We start from the raw sequence: 24,981 nt of genomic DNA on the forward strand, positions 1-24,981 counted from the left end.
CTGCGACGCAGACGGTGAAATAATCACGCATCGCTGCAGCGCGCCCGCCGCAGCCCTTCCCTTCAGGAGATCACCCCATGAGCGACGCCCAGCAACGCATCGACACCCTCGTCAAATCCAACAACATCGTCCTGTTCATGAAAGGCAGCGCCAGCTTTCCCATGTGCGGCTTTTCCGGCCGGGCGATCCAGATCCTGAAAGCCTGCGGCGTGGACACCAAGACCGTGGCCACCGTCAATGTGCTCGACGATGCGGAAATCCGCCAGGGCATCAAGGACTACAGCAACTGGCCTACCATTCCGCAGCTGTACGTGAAGGGCGAATTCATCGGCGGCTCGGACATCATGATGGAGATGTACGAGTCGGGCGAGCTCAAGCAGGTGCTCGACACGCCTCAGTAAGCGGTGGCAGGCCTGGACTGCGCCCCGCGCCAAACAACCGCCTTCGGGCGGTTTTTTTATGGCACCACCGAATGGCAAAACACTGGAGTGCGGTGGGTTGACCGGGTTTATCCACCGTTGAGGGTGGGCATGTTGTGTGCTTGAATGATTGCGTGACCTCTTCAACCGGGAGCGCGACATGAACCACTCGACCAGCCTCGTCCCCCAGCCGCAGCCCTTGAGCCTGCCGGTGGCCCAGATGCGCAACGTGTTCCAGCCCTCCGAGGTCGAGCGGCGGCTGCGGCGCCTGCACGACGCCGGTGGCCAGCGTGGTGACCATGACAGCTTGCGCGCGGTGTATGAACGCATGCTGGAGCGCGGGCCGGAGCGCTTTCAGGTCAAACCGTCGGGCGTGCCCGACATGGCGGGCCTGTATGAGCAGTTGCCCAACTTCAACGAAGTGCTGGACGACATCAAGCGCCATGTGGCGCTGGCGCAGGACAGCCGCGATGGCCTGGAGGTGACGCCCATGCTGCTGCTGGGCGTGCCGGGCATTGGCAAGACGCACTTCGCCCACCAACTGGCGCAGTTGCTGGGCACGGGCATGAACCTGGTGCCGATGAGTTCGATGACGGCGGGCTGGCTGCTGTCAGGCTCGTCATCGCAATGGAAAGGCGCGCGGCCGGGCAAGGTGTTCGACGCGCTGGTGGAAGGCGAATACGCCAATCCGGTGATCGTCATCGACGAGATCGACAAGGCCGCCGGCGACGCGCAATACGACCCGCTGGGCGCGCTCTACAGCCTGCTGGAACACGACACGGCCCAGAGCTTCACTGACGAATTCGCCGAAGTGGCCATTGACGCGAGCCAGGTCATCTGGATCACCACCGCCAATGATGAGCGCGGCATTCCCGATCCGATCCTGAACCGCATGAACGTGTTCGAAGTGCCAGCACCCACGCCGGAGCAGGCACGCTCCATTGCGCGGCAGCTCTACCAGGAAATACGCACGTCCCACGATTGGGGACGCCTGCTCGATCCAGAACCCGAGGCGGACGTGCTGGACGCGCTGTCGCACATGCCGCCGCGTGAGGTGCGCCGCGCCTGGATGACCGCCTTTGGCAATGCGCGCCTGGCACGCCGCGGTGCCGTAGAGGTAGCCGACCTGCCGCCGGGCACCGCCCGCAAGACGCGCATCGGCTTCATGCAGTAGCCGGCCAAGACGCGCGTTTGGGGACAAGCCACGCACGCGGGCTTGACGCGCGTTTCTGGTGTGGCAGTGACAGGGTCGGCGGCCTGCTGTGCCGTTTGTGTGTGGGCAGAGCCCCGCTACACTTCGACGCACTGTGCGGCCCTGCATGGCCACCCTGTCCCTTTCCATGAATTTCTCTCAAAGCCTTTTTGTCATTGGTCTGCTGATCGTCGCCAGCGCTTTCTTTTCCCTGGCCGAGATTTCCCTGGCCGCCTCGCGCCGGCTACGGCTGCGGCAGATGGCCGACGAAGGCGACAGCCGCGCCGAGCGAGTCATGCGCATTCAGGAGCATCCTGGCGACTACTTCACCGTGGTGCAGGTCGGGCAGAACGCCGTGGCCATTCTGGGCGGCATCGTGGGCGAAGGCGCATTGAGCCCGCACTTCACCGCATTCATGGGGCTGTGGATGAGCCCTTCGACAGCGCAAACCATCGGTTTTCTGGCGTCTTTCATCACCATCACGTCACTGTTCATCCTGTTCGCCGACCTGTTCCCTAAGCGGCTTGGCATGGCGAACCCGGAACATCTGGCGCTGCGCGTCGCCCGCCCCATGACTGTACTGATGGCGGTTCTGCGGCCGCTGGTGTGGCTCTACAGCCGTAGCGCCGATGTGCTCTTCAGGCTGCTGGGCCTGTCGTCGCTGCGGGACGACCGGGTCACGTCCGACGACATCCTGGCCATGATGGAAGCCGGAGCCCGCGCGGGCGTGCTGGCGGCGCGCGAGCGGCAGGTGATCGAGAACGTGATCGAGCTGGACACCCGCACGGTGGGCAGTGCCATGTCGCAGCGCGACCGTATCGCCTACTTTCTGCGCGACGACCCGGACACGGTGATCCGCGCACGCATCGCCGAGGAGCCGTTCTCCACCTACCCGGTGTGTGACGGCGACATCGACCATGTAGTGGGTTACGTCGACGCGAAAGATCTTTTTCAGCGCGTGCTGAACAACCAGCCCATCTCGCTGGCGGACGAGGGACTGGTGCGCAAGGTGCTCATCGTGCCCGACCGTCTTTCACTGGGCGAGGTGCTGGAGCAATTCCGCCAGGTGCACGAAGACTTTGCAGTCATCGTCAACGAATACAGCATGGTCGTCGGCGTCGTCACGCTGAACGACGTGATGAGCACGGTGATGGGTGATCTCATCAGCCCGACCGACGAAGAGCAGATCGTGCGGCGCGACGAGAATTCTTGGCTGATCGACGGGGTGACGCCGATTGGGGATGTTCTGCGCGCTTTGGCCCTGGATGCCCTGCCGCATGCGGAAGAATACGAAACGTTGGCGGGTTTTCTGATGGTGATGCTGCGTCGGGTGCCTCGCCGCACAGATAGCGTGAACTGGGGCGGCTACAAGTTTGAGGTGCTGGATGTGGACAGCTACCGCATCGACCAGGTGATGGTGTCCCGGCTGGGCGAGACCGCGCCGACGACCGAGGTCAGCGGTTAGCCATAGCACCGCCGGACAGCCCAGCGCCGGCGCTTGACCGCGTCAGGCAGCGTCGGTAGGTATGCGCTCTTGAAAGAACCAGTTGCGCTGCGCTGCGAACACCGCATTCGGATAGGCCGGCTTGCCCCGGCTGCCGTTGTAGCGGCCCAGCGTCATGTACAGGTCGCCCCGTTCACGGTCGAGATAATGGCGCAGGATGACGCAGCCGAACCGCAGGTTGGTCTGCATCTGGAACAACTTGCCTGCATCGCCATCGCCGATCACCCGGGTCCAGAACGGCATCACCTGCATGTAGCCGCGTGCTCCCACGCTGGAGACGGCGAATTTGCGGAAAGCGCTTTCCACCTGGATCAGCCCGAGCACCAGCGAAATATCCAGGCCAGCACGCCGGGATTCGTACCAAGCCGTCTGCAGAAAATCGCGCCGCACTTCCCAGTCGGGCTTATGGCGGCGCAAGCGCTCGCTCATCGTGCCCAGCCAGCGTAGATAGCCCAGCCGCGCCTCGGTGGAGGCAAACAGCGGCTCGGGGGGCCCCTGGTTGGCGACAGCGGAACTCAATGCCGTCCGCACCGAATCCATCAAGGGCTCTTCCAGCTGACCACCCGCATGAGCGGCCTGAGGTGCACCCAGCCAGGCCGCAGGGCCGGCCGAGAGCGACAGCAGGCACGCACGGCGAGACAGGCCACCCGCAGGCGCATCCGTGTCGCTGCGGTTGTCGTTGCCGGCACCGACGATGTGCGTCATACCGAGATGCGCCCCTGTACATGGGCCAGCACATCGGCCACGGCCACCTTGGTGGCTGCCGTATCGCGGCGGTGCTGGTACTCCATCTGGCCTTCCTTCAGGCCACGGTCGGAGATCACCACACGATGCGGCACGCCAATCAGTTCCCAGTCTGCAAACATGGCGCCTGGGCGCTCGCCGCGATCATCCAGCAGTGTGTCGATGCCGGCAGCCTGCAAATCGCCATACAGTTTTTCGGCGGCTGCCTTCACTTCGGCGCTGCGATCCATGCCGATTGGGCACACCACCACGGTGAAGGGAGCAATGGCGTCGGGCCAGATGATGCCGCGCTCGTCGTGGTTCTGCTCGATGGCCGCAGCCGGCAGACGCGTGATGCCGATGCCGTAACAACCCATCTCGAAGAAAGCAGGCTTGCCGTTTTCAGCCAGGAAGGTGGCATTCATCGCCCGGCTGTACTTGGTGCCCAGATAGAACACATGGCCCACCTCAATGCCCCGCTCGATGGCCAGCTCGCCCTTGCCGTCTGGCGACAAATCACCAGCCACCACGTTGCGCAGGTCGGCCACCAGGTCGGGCTCGGGCAGGTCGCGGCCCCAGTTCACCCCGGTGATGTGAAGGTCAGGTTGATTGGCGCCGCAGATCCAATCCGCCATGACGGCCACATCGCGGTCCACCACCAGCTTGACGGGTTGCTTGAGCTGCAACGGGCCCAGGTAGCCCGGCTTGCAGCCGAAGTGCGTTTCGATCTCGCCCAAGGTAGCAAATCGAAAGCCCACATCCAGGCCCGGCACCTTGGACACCTTGATCTCGTTCATGTCGTGGTCGCCGCGCAGCAGCAGCAGCCAAACCTGGCTTTTGACGATCTCGTCCTCGGCGTTGGTTTCGTCCGTGGCCAGCACCAGCGATTTGACCGTGGATTGCAGCGGCACACCCAGCAATTCGGCCACATCACCGCAGGTGCTCTTGCCAGGGGTCGGCGTCAGCTTAAGTGCTTGAGAAGCCGCACCGCGAGGGCCCGCGGGTGCCAGCGCTTCGGCCTTTTCCATGTTGGCGGCGTAGTCGCTCGTCGGGCAATACACGATCGCGTCTTCGCCCGTGGCTGCGATGACCTGGAACTCTTCGCTCAAATCACCGCCAATGGCCCCGCTGTCGGCCGCCACAGCCCGGTAGGTCAGCCCGAAGCGATCAAAGATGCGGCGGTACGCCTGCGCCATCACCTGGTAGCTGGCCTTGGCGCCCGCCACGTCTCGGTCGAAGCTGTACGCGTCCTTCATCGTGAATTCGCGGCCGCGCATCAGACCGAACCGTGGCCGCCGCTCGTCGCGGAACTTGGTCTGGATCTGATACAGGTTTTTAGGCAGTTGCTTGTAGCTGCGAAATTCCTGCCTTGCGATGTCAGTGACCACTTCTTCGCTGGTCGGCTGGATGATGAAGTCCCGCCCGTGGCGATCCTTGATACGCAGCAATTCAGGGCCCATCTTGTCGAAGCGGCCCGTTTCCTGCCACAGCTCGGCCGGCTGCACGACTGGCATGCTGCACTCCACCGCGCCGGCGCGATTCATCTCTTCTCGCACAATGGCTTCGACCTTGCGCACCACGCGCAGGCCCATGGGCATGTAGTTATAAATGCCTGCGCCCAGCTTCTTGATCAAGCCCGCCCGCATCATGAGTTGGTGGCTGACCACTTCGGCATCCGCCGGAGCTTCTTTGAGGGTGGAGATAAAGAATTGAGAAGCTTTCATCGGATCATTTCAGGCGACTGGGACCGGCCCGCTTGCCGCACGCAGGGCGCCGTGCATAATGGTCACAGTTTAAAAATTTGGGGTTAGATTATGCTTGACCGGGACGGCTTTCGGCCGAACGTCGGCATCATCCTGCTCAACCAGAAAAACCAGGTATTTTGGGGCAAACGCATTCGCACCCACAGCTGGCAGTTCCCGCAAGGTGGCATTGATCGGGGCGAAACGCCCGAGCAGGCGATGTTCAGGGAACTGCACGAAGAGGTGGGACTGCATCCGCTGCACGTTCGCGTGGTTGCCCGCACCCGGGACTGGTTGCGCTACGAGGTGCCTGACCGGTATATACGGCGCGACGCACGAGGCCACTATAAAGGCCAGAAGCAGATTTGGTATTTGCTGCAATTGGTCGGCCATGATTGGGATCTGAATCTCCGCGCCACCAACCACCCTGAGTTCGACGCCTGGCGTTGGAACGACTACTGGGTGCCGCTGGACGTGGTGGTGGAGTTCAAGCGAGGCGTCTACGAAATGGCGCTGACGGAATTGGCGCGGTTTCTTCCCCGCCATGAGCAGCGAAACCGCTATTTGCGTAGTGGAATGCGTTCGCGCGAAGGTGGCGAGCCGGGCGCTGCCGGCTCTTTCCATCGCGCAGGCTCGTTGCTGCTGAGTCCTGGTATGGAACTGCCGCCAGGTGCCAGCTTCGACCCTAATCCGCAGTGTGACGAGTCCAGCGGTCTGGCTGCGGCGGCCTTGACCAAGTCCAACGCGTCGCCGGTTTAGACGGCAATCACTGCGGAAGGCGCCCGGGGCGCCGGCCGCTGCTCTGGTTTGAGGCAGCTTCAAACGCTGGCAGTCTTGACTTGGCGTTGCGGAGCAGGGCTCGTTGAGTCTGTCAGCACCAGATTGTCGCGATGGACCATTTCAGGCTCGGCGACGTAGCCGAGCAGGCGTTCAAACTCCGCGGATGGCTTGCGGCAAAGCAGTCGCGCCTCGGCGCTCGCATAGTTCGCAAGCCCCCGGGCGATTTCAGACCCACCCGCGTCGCGAACCGCTATCACGTCCCCGCGGGAAAAATCGCCCTCCACGGCCACCATGCCGATGGGCAGCAGGCTTTTGCCTTCATCGCGCACCTTGGCCGCAGCGCCCGCATCGACGGTGACCGATCCACGCATCTGCAAGTGATCGGCCATCCATTGCTTGCGCGCCTGCTTCTTGGCCGTTTGAGCCACGAGCAGTGTGCCGATGGATTCGCCTTGCGCCAGGCGAATCAACACATTAGGCTCGCGTCCCCAGGCGATCACGGTAGAAGCGCCCGAACCGGCAGCGCGCTTTGCGGCAATGATTTTCGTGATCATTCCACCTTTGCCGAGGCTGGATCCCGCTCCACCGGCCATCGCCTCCAACGTCGTGTCACCAGCACGTGCCTCGTGGACAAATTGCGCGGCTGGATCACGGCGGGGATCCGCGGTGTATAGACCCTTTTGGTCAGTCAGGATGATGAGCGCGTCCGCCTCGACCAGGTTGGCCACTAGTGCGCCAAGCGTGTCGTTGTCGCCGAACTTGATTTCATCCGTGACCACGGTGTCATTTTCGTTGATGACGGGCACGACACCGAGCCGCAACAGCGTCAGCAAGGTGGAACGCGCGTTGAGATAACGTTCCCGATGAGCGAGATCGGCATGCGTCAGCAACACTTGTGCACTGCCCATCCCATGCTCGCGCAATTTGGTTTCGTACATCTGCGCCAGGCCCATCTGGCCGACCGCTGCAGCCGCCTGAAGCTCATGGATTTCGCTAGGGCGCACCATCCATCCCAGCCGTTTCATTCCTTCGGCGATGGCGCCACTGGACACCATGATTACCTCTCGGCGCTCTGCACCGTTGCCCCGCACCAGCGCGGCAAGCTGGCGGCTCCACTCGCCAATCGCCTGCTCATCCAGACCACGCCCTTCGTTGGTCACCAGACTGGAGCCCACCTTGACCACGATTCGACGCGCATCGCGCAATAGACTGGAAGCCATTTTTTTGGAGTCTTTTAGGCCGCTAGCGCTTATATATCAAGCGCCATTAGCTATATTTTTGATAGCAAATGCAGACCTGTATTCAAACAGGTGCATCGCCGGCAAAGCGAGGATCCACCTCCACTGGCGCAAGCAGGGCTTGCTGTTCGGCGCGCACGTGCTTGTAAATGGCGTGGATCAATGCCTCACAACCTTCGCGCGTCAAAGCGGAAATCTCGAACACCGGCCCCTTCCACTTGAACCGCTTGACGAAGTCTTTCACCAGCGCCGCGCGTTCCGGCACCGGGACCATGTCGAGCTTGTTCAGCACAAGCCAGCGCGGCTTGGAGTGCAGTGCGGCATCGTACTTTCTGAGCTCTTCCACGATAGCTTTGGCTTGTGCGACCGGATCCACCGCGTCATCGAAGGGCGCCATGTCGATCACGTGGAGCAGCAGCCGCGTGCGCTGCAGGTGACGCAGGAACTGGTGGCCCAAACCCGCTCCCTCCGACGCGCCTTCGATCAACCCCGGAATGTCCGCGATCACGAAGCTCTGCTCTGGCGCCACGCGAACCACACCCAGATTCGGGTGCAGCGTCGTGAACGGGTAGTCGGCGATCTTGGGCCTGGCGTTGGACACCGCCGCAATGAAAGTGGACTTGCCCGCGTTCGGCATGCCCAGCAGGCCCACGTCGGCCAATACCTTGAGTTCGAGCTTCAGATTCTTGCGGTCGCCTGGCCAGCCCGGCGTCTTTTGACGCGGCGCGCGGTTGATGGCACTTTTGAATCGCATGTTGCCGAAGCCGCCGTCGCCGCCCTTGGCGATCGTGATCACGTCTCCTGGGTTCAGCAATTCGTACAGTACTTCGCCAGTCTCCACATCGGAGATGATCGTGCCCACGGGCATTTTCAGGGTGATGTCGTCGCCTGCTGCGCCGAACATATCCGAGCCCATGCCATGTTCGCCACGCTTGGCCTCGTGGCGGCGCGAATAACGAAAGTCCACCAGCGTATTCAGATTCGGATCAGCCACCGCGAACACGTGGCCGCCGCGGCCGCCGTCCCCGCCGTTCGGCCCCCCGAATTCCTTGTACTTCTCGTGGCGGAACGAGACACAGCCATTGCCGCCATCTCCGGCGGCAATGTCGATAAAGGCTTCGTCGACGAACTTCATGGCATCCAGTTTACAAAAAGCGGATCCGGCTGCTACCCAGAAAACGCAAGAGCCCCGTCGGACGGGGCATCGAGGAATGCCTTATCAGAGGCACCCTGAAAATGACAAAGCCCCGACGTGCGGGGCTTTGAAGAGCGTCGAGTGACGACCCTCAGGCTGCAGTCACATTGACCGTCTGCTTGGACATGGCACCCTTGGTGCCAAAGGACACGTGGCCGTCCACCAGAGCGAACAACGTGTGGTCCTTGCCCACACCGACGTTCGCGCCGGGATGGAAACGCGTACCGCGTTGGCGCACGATAATGGAGCCAGCGCTGATCAGCTCACCGCCGAACGCTTTGACACCGAGCATCTTGGGCTTGGAATCGCGCCCGTTTCGCGTAGAGCCGCCGCCTTTTTTCTGTGCCATGAGATCAACTCCTGTTAACCGACGATCGCGCCGATTTGCAATTCAGTGAACTGCTGGCGATGGCCTTGGCGTTTCTGATAGTGCTTACGACGGCGCATTTTGAAAATGTGCACCTTGTCGTGCTTGCCGTGGGCCACGACCGTGACCGTGACCGTTGCGCCGGACACCAGGGGCGTGCCAACCTTGAGTTCAGCGCCGTTGCCGACAGCCAAAACCTGGTCGATCACGATCTCCTGGCCTACGTCCGCAGCAATCTGTTCTACTTTAATTTTTTCGCCAGCAGCAACACGATACTGTTTGCCGCCGGTTTTTATGACCGCGTACATGTAAACCTCTTTGATGTGAGTCCTGCAAACGAATTTCTGCAGAGCCGGCGACTCTACCACGATCCCAAAAGGCTTGCAACCCGCCGCCTTGGCGCTGGCGTTATGCATACTTACGGAGTGGGGTTGCCCACGAGAACGCTCAAAGCCTTCACGCATGCCCGAAAGACTGACGGCCCTTCCTATAATCGCTCTTTCTCTCGACCCCATCAACGCTTTGGCTGCCACTTCCCCCAGTACTGCATCCTCCCTTGCACTCATCGCCGACGACATGGTGCAAGTGGACAAAGTGATTGCCCAAAGACTCGATTCATCCGTCCCCTTGGTGGGACAGGTAGCGCGATACATCATCTCTGCCGGGGGCAAACGACTCAGGCCGGCCCTGCTTTTGATGGCGTGCGGTGCACTTGGATACCAGGGAGCACAACGCTTCAACATTGCAGCGGTGATCGAATTCATTCATACGGCGACGCTGCTTCACGACGATGTGGTGGATGAATCCACCTTGCGACGCGGGCGCCCTACGGCCAACGAGAGCTTTGGCAACCCGGCCAGCGTGCTGGTGGGCGATTTCCTGCACTCTCGCGCCTTCCAGATGATGGTGGACGCCGACGACATGCGCATCATGCAGATCCTGTCGGAAGCTACCAACATCATTGCAGAGGGCGAAGTGCAGCAACTGATGAATACGCATGACGCGTCGTTGAGCGAAGCGGGTTATTTGCAGGTCATTCGCTCAAAGACGGCAAAACTTTTTGAAGCCAGCACCCGCCTGGCCGCGGTCCTGTCCAAAAGCTCTGCCGCTGTTGAAGAAGCCTGCGCGAGCTACGGCCAGGCTCTGGGAACCGCCTTTCAAGTGATCGATGACGTGCTGGACTACGACGGCGACGCAGGCGAGATGGGGAAGAATCTTGGCGATGATCTTCGTGAAGGCAAAGTGACCTTGCCACTGATCATCGCCATGCAACGCGGATCGGACTCTCAACGGCAACTGATTCAACAAGCTATCGAAGCTGGCGCCACCGATGAGTTGTCTTCGGTCATTACCATCGTCAAGGAAACCGGCGCTTTGACGGCCACCCGACAGGCGGCGGCGGCACAGGCACAGCTGGCTCTTGACGCTGCGCGCCAGCTACCTCCAAATTCGTACACTGCCGCATTGTTGGATCTAGCCTCTCAGTTACTAGAGCGGCGTGTGTGATTTACTGCCGAGCTTGGCTCGGGAAGTAAATCAGTTCGTTCGAGCCACATTAAATGTTCATGGGAAAAGGTCGAAGCCCTCTCGCCGAACACGCCACATCATTAACTGTAGCTAAGCCGTTGCGTTCATGACTCGCGTGGAAGTTCTACACATTCGTCTGTAGCCGCGGTGATAGGATGGTTTCCTTTCCACCCATAAGAATCCACTGGTTACATGGCTGCTGTCGATTCCGCACACAAAGATGCTTCCAGCATGGCTCTGCCTGGGTTGGGACGCGCGCTCATTTCGGCCGGCCAACTCAGCCAGAAGATCGCCGAAGACCTTTATCGGAAGTCACAGACCAGCCGAACCAGCTTTATTGCGGAACTGACCGGATCCGGCGCAGTGTCGCCGCTCGATCTGGCCCACACAGTCTCCTCTGTTTTCGGCGCCCCGTTGCTTGATATCGAGGCCATTGATCCACTGCGTCTGCCCCGCGATTTGCTGGACGCGAAGATTTGTCAGTCGTATCGCGTCATCGTTCTGAGCAAGCGCAACAACCGCCTTATTGTTGCGACGGCCGACCCTACAGACCAGGAAGCAGCGGAGAAGATCAAGTTCACGACACAGATGGGCGTGGACTGGATCATTGCCGAATACGACAAACTCGTGCGGCTGATCGAAACGGCGACGAGGTCGACGACCGAAGCCATGGAGGGTGTGAACTCCGGCGGCGATTTCGAATTCGATGACTTACCTGCCGAAGAAAACACCGAGGCTGCAGACGCAGCTGCCAACGAGGTAGAAGACGCGCCCATCGTCAAGTTTTTGCACAAGATGCTGCTTGACGCCTTCAACATGCGCGCTTCAGACTTGCATTTCGAACCCTACGAACACCAGTACCGCGTTCGATTCCGGGTCGACGGCGAGTTGCGGGAGATCGCCTCGCCGCCGATTGCGATCAAGGACAAGCTCGCGTCACGCATCAAGGTCATTTCACGCCTCGATATTTCAGAAAAGCGTGTTCCGCAAGACGGCCGCATGAAACTGAAAGTCGGACCCGACCGGGTCATCGACTTCCGCGTCAGCACCCTGCCCACTTTATTCGGCGAGAAGATCGTGATCCGGATTCTCGATCCGAGCAGCGCCAAGCTGGGAATTGAAGCGCTCGGGTACGAGCCTGAGGAAAAGGCGCGGCTGATGCATGCCATTGGCCGCCCATATGGAATGATTCTGGTCACGGGCCCGACGGGTTCGGGCAAAACGGTGTCGCTCTACACCTGCCTGAATCTGCTAAACAAACCCGGGGTGAATATCGCCACAGCGGAAGACCCGTCGGAAATCAACCTGCCCGGCGTCAACCAGGTGAACGTCAACGAGAAGGCTGGGCTGACCTTTGCAACGGCGCTGAAGTCTTTCTTGCGGCAGGATCCCGACATCATCATGGTGGGTGAAATCCGAGACCTGGAGACCGCCGATATCGCCATCAAGGCTGCACAAACCGGGCACTTGGTTTTGTCCACCTTGCACACCAACGATGCGCCGACCACGCTGACCCGCATGCGCAACATGGGGATCGCGCCGTTCAACATCGCCAGCAGCGTCATCCTCATCACTGCCCAACGGCTCGCACGTCGGCTATGCCCCCAGTGCAAGGTCCCAGCCGACATTCCCCATGAAGCACTGGTGGAGGCGGGCTATCGCGAAGATGAAATCGATGGCTCCTGGGTGACCTACAAGCCCGTGGGCTGCTCTGCCTGCAACAACGGCTACAAAGGACGGCTGGGCATTTATCAGGTCATGCCGGTATCGGAAGAGACGCAACGCATCATTTTGCGTGATGGCAGCGCGCTGGAAATCGCCGAGCAGGCCAAGCGGGAGGGGGTGCGTTCACTACGCACGTCCGGGTTGTACAAGGCCCGTATGGGATTGACCTCTCTAGAGGAAGTCCTGGCCGTGACCAACGAATGAACCAAGAACGAGAGTGCGCAACATGGTGACCGCTGCATCTAGGGATATCAAGGACTTCGTCTTCGAATGGGAAGGCAAGGACCGCAGTGGCAAGATCGTTCGCGGCGAAGTGCGCGCCGCCGGTGAGAACCAGGTGCAGGCCACCTTGCGTCGCCAGGGCGTGCTGCCAACCAAGATCAAAAAGCGCCGAACGAGTTCGGGCAAGAAGATCAAGCCCAAGGACATTGCGCTGTTCACAAGGCAGATGGCCACGATGATGAAGGCAGGCGTGCCATTGCTGCAATCATTCGACATCGTGGGCCGCGGCAACACGAACCCCAGCGTGACCAAGTTGCTCAACGACATCCGCACCGATGTCGAAACAGGAACGTCGCTCAACATGGCGTTCCGCAAGCATCCCATGTATTTCGATAGCCTCTACTGCAATCTGGTCGAGGCGGGCGAGGCTGCCGGTATTCTGGAAGCATTGCTGGATCGCCTGGCGATGTACATGGAGAAGACCGAAGCCATCAAGTCCAAGATCCGCTCTGCCTTGATGTACCCCATCTCCGTGGTCATCGTGGCGTTCGTGGTGGTCACCATCATCATGATCTTCGTGATTCCGGCTTTCAAAGACGTGTTCTCATCGTTCGGTGCGGATCTGCCAGCACCCACCCTGTTCGTGATGGGTATCAGCGAAATCTTCGTGAAGTGGTGGTGGCTGATCTTCGGGGTAATGGGTGGTGGCTTCTTCTTCTTCATGCAGGCCTGGCGCCGCAACGAGAAGATGCAGAAGGTCATGGATCGGCTGCTTCTGCGCTTGCCCGTGTTCGGCGCGCTGATTGACAAATCCTGCGTGGCCCGCTGGACTCGCACGCTGTCCACCATGTTCGCCGCCGGCGTTCCACTGGTGGAGGCGCTCGACTCCGTCGGCGGCGCATCTGGCAATTCCGTTTATGCCGATGCCACTGAAAAAATCCAACAGGAAGTCTCCACCGGCACCAGCCTGACGGCTGCCATGGGCAATGCCAACGTGTTTCCATCCATGGTGCTGCAGATGTGCGCCATCGGAGAAGAATCCGGCTCCATCGATCACATGCTCGGCAAGGCCGCTGATTTTTACGAGGCCGAGGTAGATGAAATGGTGGCCGGCCTGTCCAGCCTGATGGAGCCCATCATCATCGTGTTTTTGGGCACGCTTATTGGCGGCATCGTGGTGTCGATGTACCTGCCGATCTTCAAGCTGGGCCAAGTTGTCTGATGTTGGAAGACGTCTGGATGGTGGCCGGCATTGCCGGCGTGCTGGGTTTGCTCGTAGGCAGCTTCCTGAACGTCGTGATCCATCGCCTCCCGAAAATGATGGAGCGTCAATGGGCCGCTGAAGTAGCTCAGTACGCACTGGACACCCACGGCACCGGCACGCCCGGCGCGCAGGAAGAAAATGTCGCAGCTACACCGGACTCTCCAGCACCGGCAGCACCGGCAGCACCGGCAGCACAGCCATTCAATCTGTCCACGCCCCGTTCGCGCTGTCCATCTTGCGGGCATGTCTTGCGGTGGTATGAAAACATTCCGGTCTTCAGCTATCTTTTCCTGAGGGGCCGATGCGCCGGTTGCAACACTCGCATCAGCCCGCGCTACCCCGCCGTCGAACTGCTGACCGGCGCACTCTTTTTCTACTGCGGCTACCGTTGGGGTCCGACCGCAACCGCCGCGGTCTGGTGCGGCTTCTCGGCAGCCCTGGTGGCTCTGGCCTTCATCGACTGGGACACCACGCTGCTGCCTGACGACATCACGCTGCCGCTGCTGTGGGCAGGCCTTGTCGCAGCGGCGCTGCGCTGGATCGACGTTCCGCTTCAGGCATCGGTGATCGGCGCTGCGTGCGGCTATCTGGCACTGTGGTCTGTCTATTGGGCCTTCAAACTCGCCACCGGCAAGGAAGGCATGGGCTACGGGGACTTCAAGCTTTTTGCCGCGTTGGGCGCCTGGTTCGGGTGGGAAGCCCTGGTGCCGATGATTCTGGTCGCATCGGTCATTGGTGCACTAGTGGGCATCGCAATGAAATTCGCCAGCAGCCTGCGCGAAGGGTTGTATGTTCCCTTCGGCCCGTTCCTCGCCGGCGCAGGCGTGACTGCCATGGTGGTCGGCCCTGCGCGGTTGATGCAGACGATTCTGCGGTGGTTGGGCTTGTGACCCGTTCCAGCCTGCCGCGCAGACCGTTGCGCGTTGGGTTGACGGGTGGCATCGGCAGCGGAAAAAGCACCGTGGGCGGCATGCTGCGGGACGCCGGCGCAGCGTTGGTGGATGCCGACGCATGCGCCCGGTCCGTCACAGCCGCAGGCGGCGCGGCGATTGCGGCCATCAGGCAGGCATTCGGCGACGACTTCATCGACGTAGACGGCGCGCTGGATCGGGTGCGTATGCGCGAGCGGGCGTTCACGCAAGCAGAGGCCAAGTCGCAGCTGGAGCGCATTGTTCACCCTTTGGTAGCGGCTGCCATTGCCCTGGCAGTCGAAGTCGCAACACAGGATGGATACCACCTGATCGTGCTCGACATCCCGCTGCTGGTGGAGTCGCCACGCTGGGCCCGGGAGCTTGATGCCGTCATCGTGGTGGACTGCAGCGAACCCACCCAGATCGCGCGCGTTCAGGCGCGCAGCGGATTGAGCGCCAGCGCAGTACAAGCCATCATCGCTGCGCAGGCCTCGCGAGCCCATCGCCGCGACGCGGCCGACATCGTCGTGCTCAACGACGGCATTTCTCTGACAGAACTGCACACAAACGCACGGCAGATCGCTACACGGTTCGGGCTATGATGCATCGGGCCGTGCCTGCGCCTGACCTTGTGCTTCAGGACGAGCGGTAGCCCCCTCCCCGAGCGCCCCAGGAACCCAGCAGCGTGATCCTTTACGAATACCCTTTTAACGAACGCCTGCGCACCTATCTCCGGCTGGAGCAGCTGTTTCGCCGCCTGGGCGAGCTGATTCCGCGTGCCCATCCGCTGGACCACCACTACGCACTGGTGACCATGTTCGAGATCATGGACGTGGCCGCACGTGCAGATCTCAAGTCCGACGTGCTGAAGGATCTGGAAAAACACAAACAGCAACTGGATGGCTATCGGGGCAACCCTTCGATTTCCGAAGAGGTACTCGACAGCGTCATCGCCCAGCTCGACCGGTGCTTCGCCGCGCTCAACACGCAGCACGGCAAGGCCGGCCATGCGCTGGCCGAGAACGACTGGCTGATGAGCATCCGCAGCCGCGTCGGTATTCCGGGCGGCACCTGCGGCTTTGATTTACCGGCCTACTACGCCTGGCAGCACCACACACCTGAACATCGACACCACGACCTGGAAGGGTGGGCCTCGCACCTCGCTCCGCTGGCGGAATCGATCTTCGTGCTGCTGAAAATGCTGCGCGATTCCGGTGCGCCGCAGAAGGTCGCAGCGGACCGCGGACAGTTTCAGCAAACGCTGCCGCAAGGGCGCACCTTCCAGTTGCTGCGGTTGCGCATCGACCCAGTCCTGCAGCTGATCCCCGAGATCAGCGGCAATCGGCTGATCGTTTCCGTGCGGCTGATGCGGCAGGACACGTCGGGCCGTCTGCAGCCAAGCACGGAGGATGCCGCTTTTGAATTGACGCTGTGCGCGTAAAAACAGTCGACAAGAAAACAATGGCTCAGTCAGCGAACCAATCCGGCGATGCACCGAAGTCTGCAGATCCCGCCGCCAAATGGGTCACCTGCCCGCAGTGCGGCGGCCGCAGCCTGTACAGCCCCGCCAACCGATTCCGTCCGTTTTGCGGCGAACGGTGCAAACAGATCGATCTGGGCGCGTGGGCCAGTGAAGAGTTCCGCATGCCCACCGAAGCGCCGCCGGAAGACGCAGAGTTCGGCGATCCCCGCCTACTCCCCTGAAATTCAAAATTCAGATCAAATCAGCCTCTAGCGCTTATCCATCAAGCGCTAGCAGCTATCATTTTTGATTTTTCATGGAGCTGGCATCGAAGGTTTCGCCGCGCTCCTGCGCCAGCCACTCCAGCACCGGGAAGGCGCCCGGCAGTACCGGCCTGACGGTGAGCGGCCACCCCTGCCAAGCCATCGTCTGGCCCTCGCGCATCTCGAAATTCCCCGTCCATTGCGACACCTTGCACCAGTGCAGCCGCACCAGGGCATGCGGATAGTCGTGCTCGGTGACCTTCCACACGACCGCAGGACCGATGGTGACGCCCAGTTCCTCGATCAGTTCACGCCGCAGCGCCTGCTCTACCGTTTCACCCGCCTCGATCTTGCCGCCCGGAAATTCCCAGTAGCCCTCATAGGGTTTTCCGGGCGGGCGGGTGGACAGCAGCAAGGCGCCGTCGTTGCGCACCAAGATACCGACAGCGACCTCGGTATGTTTGCGTGCCGGCTGCTGCGGTGATTGATTGGACTCAGACATCTGCACGCCTGCCCGCGTAGTCGCGCGCGAACTGGTAGGCCACGCGCCCGCTGCGCGAGCCGCGCTCCAGCGCCCAGACCAGCGCCTGCGGCCTGGCTTGCTCGATATCCTCTGCGCCCACCCCGAGTGAACTCAGCCACTGAGCAACGATGGCCAGGTATTCGTGCTGGCTGAACGGGTAAAAACTCACCCACAGACCAAAGCGCTCGGACAGAGAGATCTTTTCTTCCACCACTTCGCCCGGGTGCACCTCGCCATCTTCGGTGTGGGTGTAGCTCAGGTTGTCCTTCATGTACTCAGGCAACAGGTGGCGCCGGTTGCTGGTGGCATACACCAGCACGTTGGGCGTGGATGCGGCAATAGAGCCATCCAGGATCGACTTGAGCGCCTTGTATCCCGGCTCGCCCTCATCAAAGCTCAGGTCGTCGCAATAGACGATGAATTTCTCGGGCCTGCCGGAGACCACCTCGACGATGTCCGGCAGGTCGGTCAGGTCTTGCTTGTCCACCTCGATCAAGCGCAGGCCCTGGTCTGCGTAAGTGCTCAGGCAGGCCTTGATGAGCGAAGACTTGCCGGTACCGCGCGCACCGGTCAACAGCACGTTGTTGGCAGGCTTGCCTTCCACGAACTGCTGCGTGTTGCGCTGGATCTTTTCCTTCTGCGCATCGATTTCCTTCAGGTCGGACAAATGCATGCCTGCCACATGGCGCACGGGCTCCAGCACGCCATGGCCGCTGCTGCGCTTGCGATAGCGCCAGGCAACGGCGCCCGCTGACCAGTCGGGCGCGGAGAGTGGCTGCGGCAAGACGGCTTCGATACGGGAGATGAGTTGCTCGGCGCGGAGCAGCAGATGCGCGAATGCGTCGTTCATGGATTCTTCGGAGTGCTGGAGCCAGATGGGTCCCGGCCCGCAGGTTGATCAGGAACGGTAGTCCGCGTTGATGGTTACGTAGTCATGGCTCAAATCGCAGGTCCACACGGTGTCAACCGCACTGCCGCGACCGAGCAAAACTCGTACCGTGATCTCGCTTTGCTTCATGACACGCTGGCCATCCTCTTCGCGGTATTCCGGGTTGCGGCCACCCTGCACGGCCACGTGCACCTCGTCGAGGAACAGGTCGATGCGGGTCTGATCGAGATCTTCAATGCCTGCGTAGCCTACCGCCGCCAGAATGCGACCCAGGTTGGGATCGCTGGCGAAGAACGCCGTTTTCACCAGCGGCGAATGGGCGATGGCGTAAGCCACCTTGCGGCATTCCTCACCCGATTGGCCGCCTTCAACCTGTACGGTGATGAACTTGGTCGCGCCCTCTCCGTCCCGCACGATAGCCTGCGCCAACTGCTGCGCCACGCCCAGCAGGCCCGCGCGTAGGGCTTGGCCGTCTGGGCTGTCCAGCGAGGTGACCGGCGCATTGCCGGCCTGGTGCGTCGCGATCAGCACAAAGGAATCGTTGGTCGAGGTGTCACCATCGATCGTCACACGATTGAACGAACGATCCGCCAGGTCGCGCACCAACCCGGCCAGCAGCTCGGGCGCTATGGCGGCATCGGTCGCCAGAAAACCCAGCATGGTGGCCATGTTGGGGCGGATCATGCCGGCGCCTTTGGAGATGCCGGTGATGGTCACGACAGAGTCGCCCAACGACACCTTGCGGCTGAACGCCTTGGGCAGCGTGTCGGTGGTCATGATGCCTTCGGCAGCACGTGCCCAATGGTCGCCCTGCGCATCGGCCAAGGCAGCGGGCAAACCTGCGGCAATGCGTTCGTGCGGCAGTGGCTCCATGATCACGCCCGTGGAAAACGGCAGCACCTGTTCTGGCGCTACGCCCAGTTGCCCGGCCAAGGCCGTACAGGTCGCACGCGCACGCTGCAGTCCGTCGGCTCCCGTGCCCGCGTTGGCATTGCCGGTGTTGATGACCATCGCACGAATGGCCTGACCGCCTTGCAAGTGCTCACGGCAGACCTGCACGGGTGCTGCGCAGAACCGGTTCTGCGTGAACACGCCGGCGACCGAGGCGCCCTCGTCCAGCAGGAACACGGTCAAGTCCTTCCGGTTGGCCTTGCGTACGCGGGCTTCGGCAACGCCGATACGAACACCCGCCACGGAATGCAGGTCAGAAGCCACGGGGGCGGAGAGATTCACGGGCATGGGTTGGTTTCCTTGCGAAGAGGCTGATGATTATCGGAAAAATCGATGACCACAAATGACAACACGGGCCGCAGCCCGTGTCCTCATTGCAGTCGATTATTGCAATCGATTTCTGTCAGGCCAGCTTGCCATGGCACTGCTTGTACTTCTTGCCGCTACCGCAAGGGCAAGGGTCGTTGCGGCCCACGCGCAACCCGTCTTCGCCCGAGCGCACGGTCTGCCCGTCCACCGTGGTTTCGACTTCGCCGGTTTCGGTGGGCGCGGTGTAGGTCACGTTGGCGATGTTCTCGCCGCGATTTTCCAGAGCTTCCGCTGCTTCTTCAAGCTGGGCGCTCGACTGCACCTGCACCGTCATCAACAGCTTGGTCACTTCGTTCTTGACTTGGTCGATGAGCTGCCGGAACAACTCGAACGCTTCACGCTTGTATTCCTGTTTGGGCTGCTTCTGGGCATAGCCGCGCAAATGGATGCCTTGGCGCAGGTAGTCGAGCGCGCTCAGGTGATCACGCCAGTTGGTGTCGAAGCTTTGCAGCAACACCATGCGCTCGAACTGCGTGAAGTTCGCCTCGCCGATCAGCGCCAGCTTGGCGTCGAAAGACTCACGCGCCGCGCTCAAGACCTTCTCGAGAATGTCTTCGTCGGTGATGGCCTCGGCGCTTTCTACTTCCTTTTGCAGCGGTAACTGGATCTGCCATTCATCATTCAGCATACGCTCCAGCGTCGGCAGATCCCACTGCTCTTCCACCGATTCGGCTGGCACATGCTGGCGAACCAGGTCGGTCAGGCAGTCGTCCCGCATCACCGAGACGAGCTCGGACAACTCCGCTGCGTCCAGAATCTCGTTGCGCTGCTGGTAGATGACCTTGCGCTGGTCATTGGCAACGTCGTCGTATTCCAGCAGTTGCTTGCGCACATCGAAGTTGCGCGCTTCCACCTTGCGCTGGGCCGATTCGATGCTGCGCGTGACGATCCCGGCTTCGATGGCTTCACCGTCGGGCATCTTCAGGCGGTCCATGATGGACTTGACCCGGTCGCCAGCGAAGATGCGCATCAGCGAGTCGTCCAAACTCAGATAGAAGCGCGAAGAACCTGGATCGCCCTGGCGGCCAGAACGGCCACGCAGCTGATTGTCGATACGGCGGGATTCATGACGCTCGGTAGCGATGATGCGCAAACCGCCCAACTCGCGGATCTGCTCATGGTCACGCGACCACTGTGCACGCAGCTCGGCAAGGCGCGCCTCCTTGGTAGCGGCATCCAGCGTTTCATCGTTCTCGATGGCCGCTACGTCTTTTTCGATGTTGCCGCCCAGCACGATGTCGGTTCCGCGACCGGCCATGTTGGTGGCGATCGTGATCATGCCGGCACGTCCGGCCTGGGCCACGATATCCGCTTCGCGCGCATGCTGCTTGGCGTTCAGCACCTGGTGCGGTAGCCCCTCTTTTTGCAGCAACTGGTCGATGATTTCGGAGTTCTCGATCGACGTCGTGCCCACCAGCACCGGCTGGCCTCGCTCGTGGCATTCGCGAATGTCCTTGATAGCGGCTTCGTACTTTTCGCGCGTCGTCTTGTACACGCGGTCGAGCTGGTCATCACGGCGGCTGGGCCGGTTGGGAGGGATGACCGTGGTTTCCAGGCCGTAGATTTCCTGGAATTCATAGGCCTCGGTGTCGGCGGTGCCGGTCATGCCGGCCAGCTTCGCGTACAGGCGGAAATAGTTCTGAAAGGTGATGGAGGCAAGCGTCTGATTCTCGGCCTGAATGTTCACGCCTTCCTTCGCTTCCACGGCCTGATGAAGGCCTTCGCTCCATCGCCGCCCGGACATCAACCGGCCCGTGAACTCGTCGACGATGACGATTTCGCCGTTCTGCACCACGTAGTGCTGATCGCGGTGATACAGGTGGTTGGCCCGCAGCGCCGCATACAGGTGATGCATGAGCGAGATGTTGGCCGGGTCGTACAATGACGCGCCCTCGGCGATCAGGCCCCGGCTGGCCAGCACGCGCTCGGCAGTCTCATGGCCTTGCTCGGTCAGGAACACCTGATGGGTCTTCTCATCCAGCGTGAAGTCGCCGGGTTTGGTGACGCCCTCGCCCGTGCGCGGGTCCGCTTCGCCCTCTTGGCGCACCAGCACCGGCACCACTTCGTTCATCGCCAGATACATCGGCGTGTGGTCTTCTGCCTGCCCGCTGATGATGAGCGGCGTGCGTGCCTCGTCGATCAGGATCGAGTCCACCTCATCGACGATGGCGAAGTTAAGGACCTTTTGCACACGGTCCTGCGCCTCATACACCATGTTGTCGCGCAGGTAGTCGAAGCCGTACTCGTTGTTGGTGCCGTAGGTGATGTCGGCCGCATACGCCGCCTGCTTCTCTTCGCGCGGCATGTTTGGCAGGTTGATACCCACCGTCAGGCCCAAGAAGTTATAGAGCCGGCCCATCCACTGCGCGTCGCGATTGGCAAGGTAATCGTTCACCGTCACCACGTGAACGCCCTTGCCAGACAGCGCATTCAGATACACCGGCAGCGTGGCGGTCAAAGTCTTGCCTTCACCCGTGCGCATTTCGGAGATCTTGCCGAAGTGCAGCGACATGCCGCCCAGCATCTGCACATCGAAGTGGCGCATCTTCATGATGCGCTTGGAGCCTTCGCGCACGACGGCGAAAGCCTCGGGCAGCAGATCGTCCAGCGATTCGCCCTCGGCGACCCGCTCCTTGAATTCCTGCGTCTTTGCGCGCAGCGCATCGTCACTCAGCTTCTCGTACTCCGGCTCCATCGCATTGATGCGAACAACCGTCTTGCGGTATTGCTTGAGCAGCCGGTCGTTGCGGCTGCCGAATAATTTGGTGAGGAAGTTGGTGGCCATGCGAGCAGGACCGCGCCGCAAGCTGAGAAGCTGCAGAGCGACCAGAATCCCTAAGAAGAAGTAGGTTCAGATGAGGTCCCGCCCCCCATTTGCAAGTGATTGCAAACCAGGCGGCAGACGTCCGGATCGACGATTTTACCTGCCCGCCAGAGGCCTGCGACCAGCGCTGCCTTCGGCGGGGGTAGCGGCCGCCACGCGCTGCGCTGCGCTGTCTGCGCCAGCGAGCAAGAATTTCTGCGGATCTTGCGGCACACCCTGCACCAGCACCTCGAAATGCAGATGCGGCCCGGTGGAACGGCCGGTCGATCCGACGTCAGCGATCTTCTGGCCGCGCCGCACCAGATCACCCCGCTTGACCCAGGTTTTTGAGGCATGGGCATACCGGGTGACGAGCTGGTTTCCATGGTCGACCTCGATCATGTTGCCGTAGGCGGGGTGGTACTCCTGCGTCACAACGACCCCACCTGCCGCCGCCAGAATGGGCGTGCCGGGGTCGGCCGGAAAATCCAGACCTGTGTGCAACGCCGACTGGCCCGTCATGGGATCGATGCGCCAACCGAAAGAAGATCCAGCCAGCCGATCCAGCACAGGCTGCTGAGTGGGAACCATATGCTTGCGAATGCGTTGATCGAAAAGCCGCGACTCCACCACGGTCATGATGTCGACGCGCTGGTCGGTCAACTTGGCAAGATCATCCAATGTGGCCTGCAACTCCGCCATATCGAGAGATCGTCCGGAGATCAGCGCTCCCCCCTGGCCCGGAGGCTTGCTGGCGCTCACGGGGGGCATACCTGCCAGACCCATGACTCGGTCGCCCAAAGACTCCAGTTGCATGACCCTGGCCTGCATCTCACCGACTTTGCGGGCCATGGCGTCCAGGTTGGCCCGCATGAAACGATCACGCTCTTCAGCGCTGCCCGGCTCTGAAGCAGGGGACATGGCGCCTGCAGCGGACCATTCCGTACGCGCACCTTTGACAAAGAACCAGTGGTAAAAAGACGCTGTCAAGACCATGAGGATCAATGACATCAACAAACCCACCAGCACCAGCCGGGTTCCCGACAGGTGAATGGCCCGGCTGCGCGCCAGTCGGGCGTCCGTAATAATCACATGCACTATTGAGTCTCCGCGCTAGCCAGCGCCATGCCATGACCCGTCGCCACCAAGCCATCACGTTGCAACAAGCCACACAGGAATCCCCCACGCTGTCCATGCTGACAGCGCTGACGCGGGATTCCAGCGAACGGCTGCGGGCCATTGAAAAACTGATACCGCCCACACTGCGCCCCACCTTGCAGGCCGGCCCCATCGACGGAACGTCGTGGTGCCTGCTGGTACGCAGCAATTCAGCTGCCGCAAAGATAAGGCAGCTGCTGCCTGCCTTCGAAGCGCATCTACGCAGCCGGGGGTGGGAGGTTAACTCCATCCGCCTGAAAATTCAAACCTGAACCCCGGAAAGGGCGTTTGAATGGGCGGTTGGAGAAATGGCAAAAATATGGTGCCGATTGTCGGAATCGAACTGACGACCTACCGCTTACAAGGCGGTTGCTCTACCAACTGAGCTAAATCGGCGAAGGCTGCATTCTAGCCGCTCGCGCAGGGTGCAAAAGTAAACACCAGCAAGCTTTTCGGCCTGCCAGCGTTGTCTTAGCGCTTATTTGACGCGCTTGAGCGCAGGGCGAGCCCCGCCTCCGGCAGGCGGCTGTGGCCGCGGTGGATCTCTATCTTCTGGTGTTGCACTGCCTGCTGGGTCGGGCTGCACCAATTGCACCACCCGGTCTCCTGAAGACTCTTCAGCAGCTGCATCGGGCATGGCGGTTGGCATAGAGGACAGCACCGAGCCTATGCCGCCGCCTTCCACCAACGCATCCACCGGCGGTGGAAACGCCATGCCCTGCCCGTTTTCACGTGCGTAGATGGCGATCACTCGGCCCACCGGCACCATGATGTCACGGGGCTTGCCGCCAAAGCGCGCCTTGAACTCGATGAAGTCATTGCCCAATTGCAGGGAACTGGTGGCGTCATAGCTGATGTTCAGCACGATTTCACCGTCCTTCACATATTCGCGGGGCACCTGGACGGACTCGTCCACGCGCACCGCCACATAGGGCGTCAAGCCATTGTCGGTGCACCACTCGTAAAGCGCCCGTATCAGATAGGGGCGCGTGGAAGTGGAGTCCTGGGCATTCATCATGGCAACGTGAAAAAGAGGGGCAACAGCGAACGAGATTACTTGCGCATGACCTTTTCGGAGGGCGTGAGCGCTTCGATGTAAGCGGGGCGCGAGAAGATGCGCTCGGCGTACTTGAGCAGCGGCGCAGCGTTCTTGCTGAGGTCGATGCCATAGTAGTCCAGGCGCCACAGCAGGGGGGCGATGGCCACGTCCAGCATGGAGAAGTTTTCGCCCAGCATGTACTTGTTCTTCAGGAAGACGGGGGCCAGTTGGGTCAGGCGATCACGGATGTGCGCGCGCGCTTTTTCCAATGCCTTTTCGTTGCCCTTGGTAGCGCGCGACTCCAGAATGTTCACGTGAATGAACAGTTCCTTCTCGAAGTTGAGCAAAAAGAGGCGAACGCGTGCGCGGTCGACCGGGTCACCAGGCATCAGTTGAGGATGAGGGAAGCGCTCATCGATGTACTCATTGATGATGTTCGACTCGTACAGGATGAGATCGCGCTCGACCAGGATGGGGACCTGGCCGTAGGGGTTCATCACGTTGATGTCTTCGGGCTTGTTGTACAGGTCCACATCGCGAATTTCGAAGTCCATTCCCTTCTCGAACAGAACGAAACGGCAGCGATGGGAGAAGGGGCAGGTCGTACCCGAATAAAGCACCATCATGGTGAGAGGCTCCTAAAAATCAAAAGAGTGGGCGCTATTGCGCCCACTCTGTAAAAGCTCGACCGCGCCCGAAAGCGCGGCAAAGAGTC

General features: G+C 61.1%; 25 protein-coding genes and 1 tRNA gene. 12 read left to right on the forward strand and 14 right to left on the reverse strand.

The window, feature by feature from the left end; genetic code table 11:
* The first annotated feature begins 77 nt into the window (after positions 1 to 77).
* The 3 genes from grxD (at position 78) to RQI28_RS06090 (ending at position 3,076) form a co-directional block, all read left to right on the forward strand.
* Entirely contained in the window at positions 78 to 401 is a 324-nt protein-coding gene (gene grxD / locus RQI28_RS06080) for a Grx4 family monothiol glutaredoxin (RefSeq protein WP_311221719.1), read from the forward strand.
* Positions 402 to 579: 178 nt separating this feature from the next.
* The gene (locus RQI28_RS06085) at positions 580 to 1,593 is read left to right on the forward strand and encodes an AAA family ATPase (RefSeq protein ID WP_311221720.1); all 1,014 of its coding nucleotides are present in this window, start codon (positions 580 to 582) and stop codon (positions 1,591 to 1,593) included.
* A gap of 166 nt (positions 1,594 to 1,759) precedes the next feature.
* A complete protein-coding gene (locus RQI28_RS06090) occupies positions 1,760 to 3,076 on the forward strand; it encodes a hemolysin family protein (RefSeq protein WP_311221721.1) in 1,317 nt (438 codons plus the stop codon).
* 42 nt (positions 3,077 to 3,118) lie between these two features.
* On the opposite strand, the gene RQI28_RS06095 is transcribed toward RQI28_RS06090, so the two are convergent.
* Together RQI28_RS06095 and RQI28_RS06100 are read right to left on the reverse strand one after the other, a co-directional pair.
* Entirely contained in the window at positions 3,119 to 3,820 is a 702-nt protein-coding gene (locus tag RQI28_RS06095; protein WP_311221722.1) for a lytic transglycosylase domain-containing protein, read from the reverse strand.
* Positions 3,817 to 5,562 carry a proline--tRNA ligase gene (locus RQI28_RS06100; RefSeq protein ID WP_311221723.1) on the reverse strand — a complete coding sequence of 582 codons (1,746 nt, stop codon included), beginning with the start codon at positions 5,560 to 5,562 and terminating at the stop codon, positions 3,817 to 3,819. Before RQI28_RS06100 ends, RQI28_RS06095 begins: the two co-directional genes overlap by 4 nt.
* A 90-nt stretch (positions 5,563 to 5,652) precedes the next feature.
* Here RQI28_RS06100 and RQI28_RS06105 point away from each other — a divergent pair, with 90 nt between their 5' ends.
* Positions 5,653 to 6,339 carry an RNA pyrophosphohydrolase gene (locus RQI28_RS06105; RefSeq protein WP_311221724.1) on the forward strand — a complete coding sequence of 229 codons (687 nt, stop codon included), beginning with the start codon at positions 5,653 to 5,655 and terminating at the stop codon, positions 6,337 to 6,339.
* Positions 6,340 to 6,398: 59 nt separating this feature from the next.
* Here the strand turns inward: RQI28_RS06105 and proB are convergent, their stop codons facing one another.
* The 4 genes from proB to rplU all read right to left on the reverse strand — a co-directional run bounded on the left by proB (position 6,399) and on the right by rplU (position 9,468).
* A complete protein-coding gene (gene proB / locus RQI28_RS06110) occupies positions 6,399 to 7,580 on the reverse strand; it encodes a glutamate 5-kinase (RefSeq protein ID WP_311221725.1) in 1,182 nt (393 codons plus the stop codon).
* Between the two features lie 82 nt (positions 7,581 to 7,662).
* On the reverse strand, positions 7,663 to 8,733 hold the full coding sequence (cgtA, locus tag RQI28_RS06115; protein WP_311221726.1) for an Obg family GTPase CgtA: 1,071 nt from the start codon (positions 8,731 to 8,733) through the stop codon (positions 7,663 to 7,665).
* 151 nt (positions 8,734 to 8,884) lie between these two features.
* Positions 8,885 to 9,142 carry a 50S ribosomal protein L27 gene (gene rpmA, locus RQI28_RS06120; protein ID WP_311221727.1) on the reverse strand — a complete coding sequence of 86 codons (258 nt, stop codon included), beginning with the start codon at positions 9,140 to 9,142 and terminating at the stop codon, positions 8,885 to 8,887.
* A gap of 14 nt (positions 9,143 to 9,156) precedes the next feature.
* Positions 9,157 to 9,468 (reverse strand): 50S ribosomal protein L21, encoded by a 312-nt coding sequence (gene rplU / locus RQI28_RS06125; protein WP_311222055.1) that lies wholly within the window; start codon positions 9,466 to 9,468, stop codon positions 9,157 to 9,159.
* A 268-nt stretch (positions 9,469 to 9,736) separates the two neighbouring features.
* Between rplU and RQI28_RS06130 the strand changes: the two genes are divergently transcribed.
* From RQI28_RS06130 to RQI28_RS06160, 7 genes are all read left to right on the forward strand, one after another.
* Positions 9,737 to 10,666 carry a polyprenyl synthetase family protein gene (locus RQI28_RS06130; RefSeq protein ID WP_404976882.1) on the forward strand — a complete coding sequence of 310 codons (930 nt, stop codon included), beginning with the start codon at positions 9,737 to 9,739 and terminating at the stop codon, positions 10,664 to 10,666.
* 213 nt (positions 10,667 to 10,879) lie between these two features.
* A complete protein-coding gene (gene pilB / locus RQI28_RS06135; RefSeq protein ID WP_311221728.1) occupies positions 10,880 to 12,616 on the forward strand; it encodes a type IV-A pilus assembly ATPase PilB in 1,737 nt (578 codons plus the stop codon).
* Between the two features lie 22 nt (positions 12,617 to 12,638).
* On the forward strand, positions 12,639 to 13,856 hold the full coding sequence (locus RQI28_RS06140; RefSeq protein WP_311221729.1) for a type II secretion system F family protein: 1,218 nt from the start codon (positions 12,639 to 12,641) through the stop codon (positions 13,854 to 13,856).
* Between the two features lie 17 nt (positions 13,857 to 13,873).
* The gene (locus RQI28_RS06145; protein WP_404976870.1) at positions 13,874 to 14,788 is read left to right on the forward strand and encodes a prepilin peptidase; all 915 of its coding nucleotides are present in this window, start codon (positions 13,874 to 13,876) and stop codon (positions 14,786 to 14,788) included.
* A complete protein-coding gene (coaE, locus tag RQI28_RS06150; protein ID WP_311221731.1) occupies positions 14,785 to 15,411 on the forward strand; it encodes a dephospho-CoA kinase in 627 nt (208 codons plus the stop codon). The genes RQI28_RS06145 and coaE overlap by 4 nt, the downstream gene beginning before the upstream one ends.
* Positions 15,412 to 15,494: 83 nt before the next feature.
* Positions 15,495 to 16,250, forward strand: coding sequence for a cell division protein ZapD (gene zapD / locus RQI28_RS06155; RefSeq protein WP_311221732.1), 756 nt, complete (start codon positions 15,495 to 15,497; stop codon positions 16,248 to 16,250).
* A 20-nt stretch (positions 16,251 to 16,270) separates the two neighbouring features.
* Positions 16,271 to 16,513, forward strand: coding sequence for a DNA gyrase inhibitor YacG (locus tag RQI28_RS06160; RefSeq protein WP_311222057.1), 243 nt, complete (start codon positions 16,271 to 16,273; stop codon positions 16,511 to 16,513).
* 58 nt (positions 16,514 to 16,571) lie between these two features.
* Here the strand turns inward: RQI28_RS06160 and RQI28_RS06165 are convergent, their stop codons facing one another.
* From RQI28_RS06165 to RQI28_RS06185, 5 genes are all read right to left on the reverse strand, one after another.
* Positions 16,572 to 17,036, reverse strand: a complete 465-nt coding sequence (locus tag RQI28_RS06165; protein ID WP_311221733.1) for an NUDIX domain-containing protein — start codon at positions 17,034 to 17,036, stop codon at positions 16,572 to 16,574.
* Positions 17,029 to 17,907, reverse strand: coding sequence for an ATP-binding protein (locus RQI28_RS06170; protein ID WP_311221734.1), 879 nt, complete (start codon positions 17,905 to 17,907; stop codon positions 17,029 to 17,031). The genes RQI28_RS06165 and RQI28_RS06170 overlap by 8 nt, the downstream gene beginning before the upstream one ends.
* A gap of 48 nt (positions 17,908 to 17,955) precedes the next feature.
* Entirely contained in the window at positions 17,956 to 19,185 is a 1,230-nt protein-coding gene (gene argJ / locus RQI28_RS06175) for a bifunctional glutamate N-acetyltransferase/amino-acid acetyltransferase ArgJ (protein ID WP_311221735.1), read from the reverse strand.
* Between the two features lie 115 nt (positions 19,186 to 19,300).
* The gene (gene secA / locus RQI28_RS06180; RefSeq protein ID WP_311221736.1) at positions 19,301 to 22,051 is read right to left on the reverse strand and encodes a preprotein translocase subunit SecA; all 2,751 of its coding nucleotides are present in this window, start codon (positions 22,049 to 22,051) and stop codon (positions 19,301 to 19,303) included.
* A gap of 135 nt (positions 22,052 to 22,186) precedes the next feature.
* Positions 22,187 to 23,167: a M23 family metallopeptidase gene (locus tag RQI28_RS06185; RefSeq protein WP_311221737.1), complete on the reverse strand. Its 981-nt coding sequence runs from the start codon at positions 23,165 to 23,167 to the stop codon at positions 22,187 to 22,189.
* Between the two features lie 32 nt (positions 23,168 to 23,199).
* On the opposite strand from RQI28_RS06185, the gene RQI28_RS06190 reads away from it, so the two are divergent.
* Positions 23,200 to 23,499, forward strand: coding sequence for a hypothetical protein (locus RQI28_RS06190; RefSeq protein ID WP_311221738.1), 300 nt, complete (start codon positions 23,200 to 23,202; stop codon positions 23,497 to 23,499).
* 48 nt (positions 23,500 to 23,547) lie between these two features.
* Here RQI28_RS06190 and RQI28_RS06195 read toward each other — a convergent pair.
* From RQI28_RS06195 to RQI28_RS06205, 3 genes are all read right to left on the reverse strand, one after another.
* A tRNA-Thr gene (locus RQI28_RS06195) sits at positions 23,548 to 23,623 on the reverse strand.
* Positions 23,624 to 23,705: 82 nt separating this feature from the next.
* Positions 23,706 to 24,242 (reverse strand): ClpXP protease specificity-enhancing factor, encoded by a 537-nt coding sequence (locus RQI28_RS06200; protein WP_311222058.1) that lies wholly within the window; start codon positions 24,240 to 24,242, stop codon positions 23,706 to 23,708.
* Positions 24,243 to 24,280: 38 nt separating this feature from the next.
* Positions 24,281 to 24,892, reverse strand: coding sequence for a glutathione S-transferase N-terminal domain-containing protein (locus RQI28_RS06205; RefSeq protein WP_311221739.1), 612 nt, complete (start codon positions 24,890 to 24,892; stop codon positions 24,281 to 24,283).
* Positions 24,893 to 24,981 lie beyond the last annotated feature (89 nt).

It is taken from the genome of Acidovorax sp. WCS2018Noco2-16, from assembly GCF_031843945.1.
Classification (GTDB): Bacteria; Pseudomonadota; Gammaproteobacteria; order Burkholderiales; family Burkholderiaceae_C; genus Paracidovorax.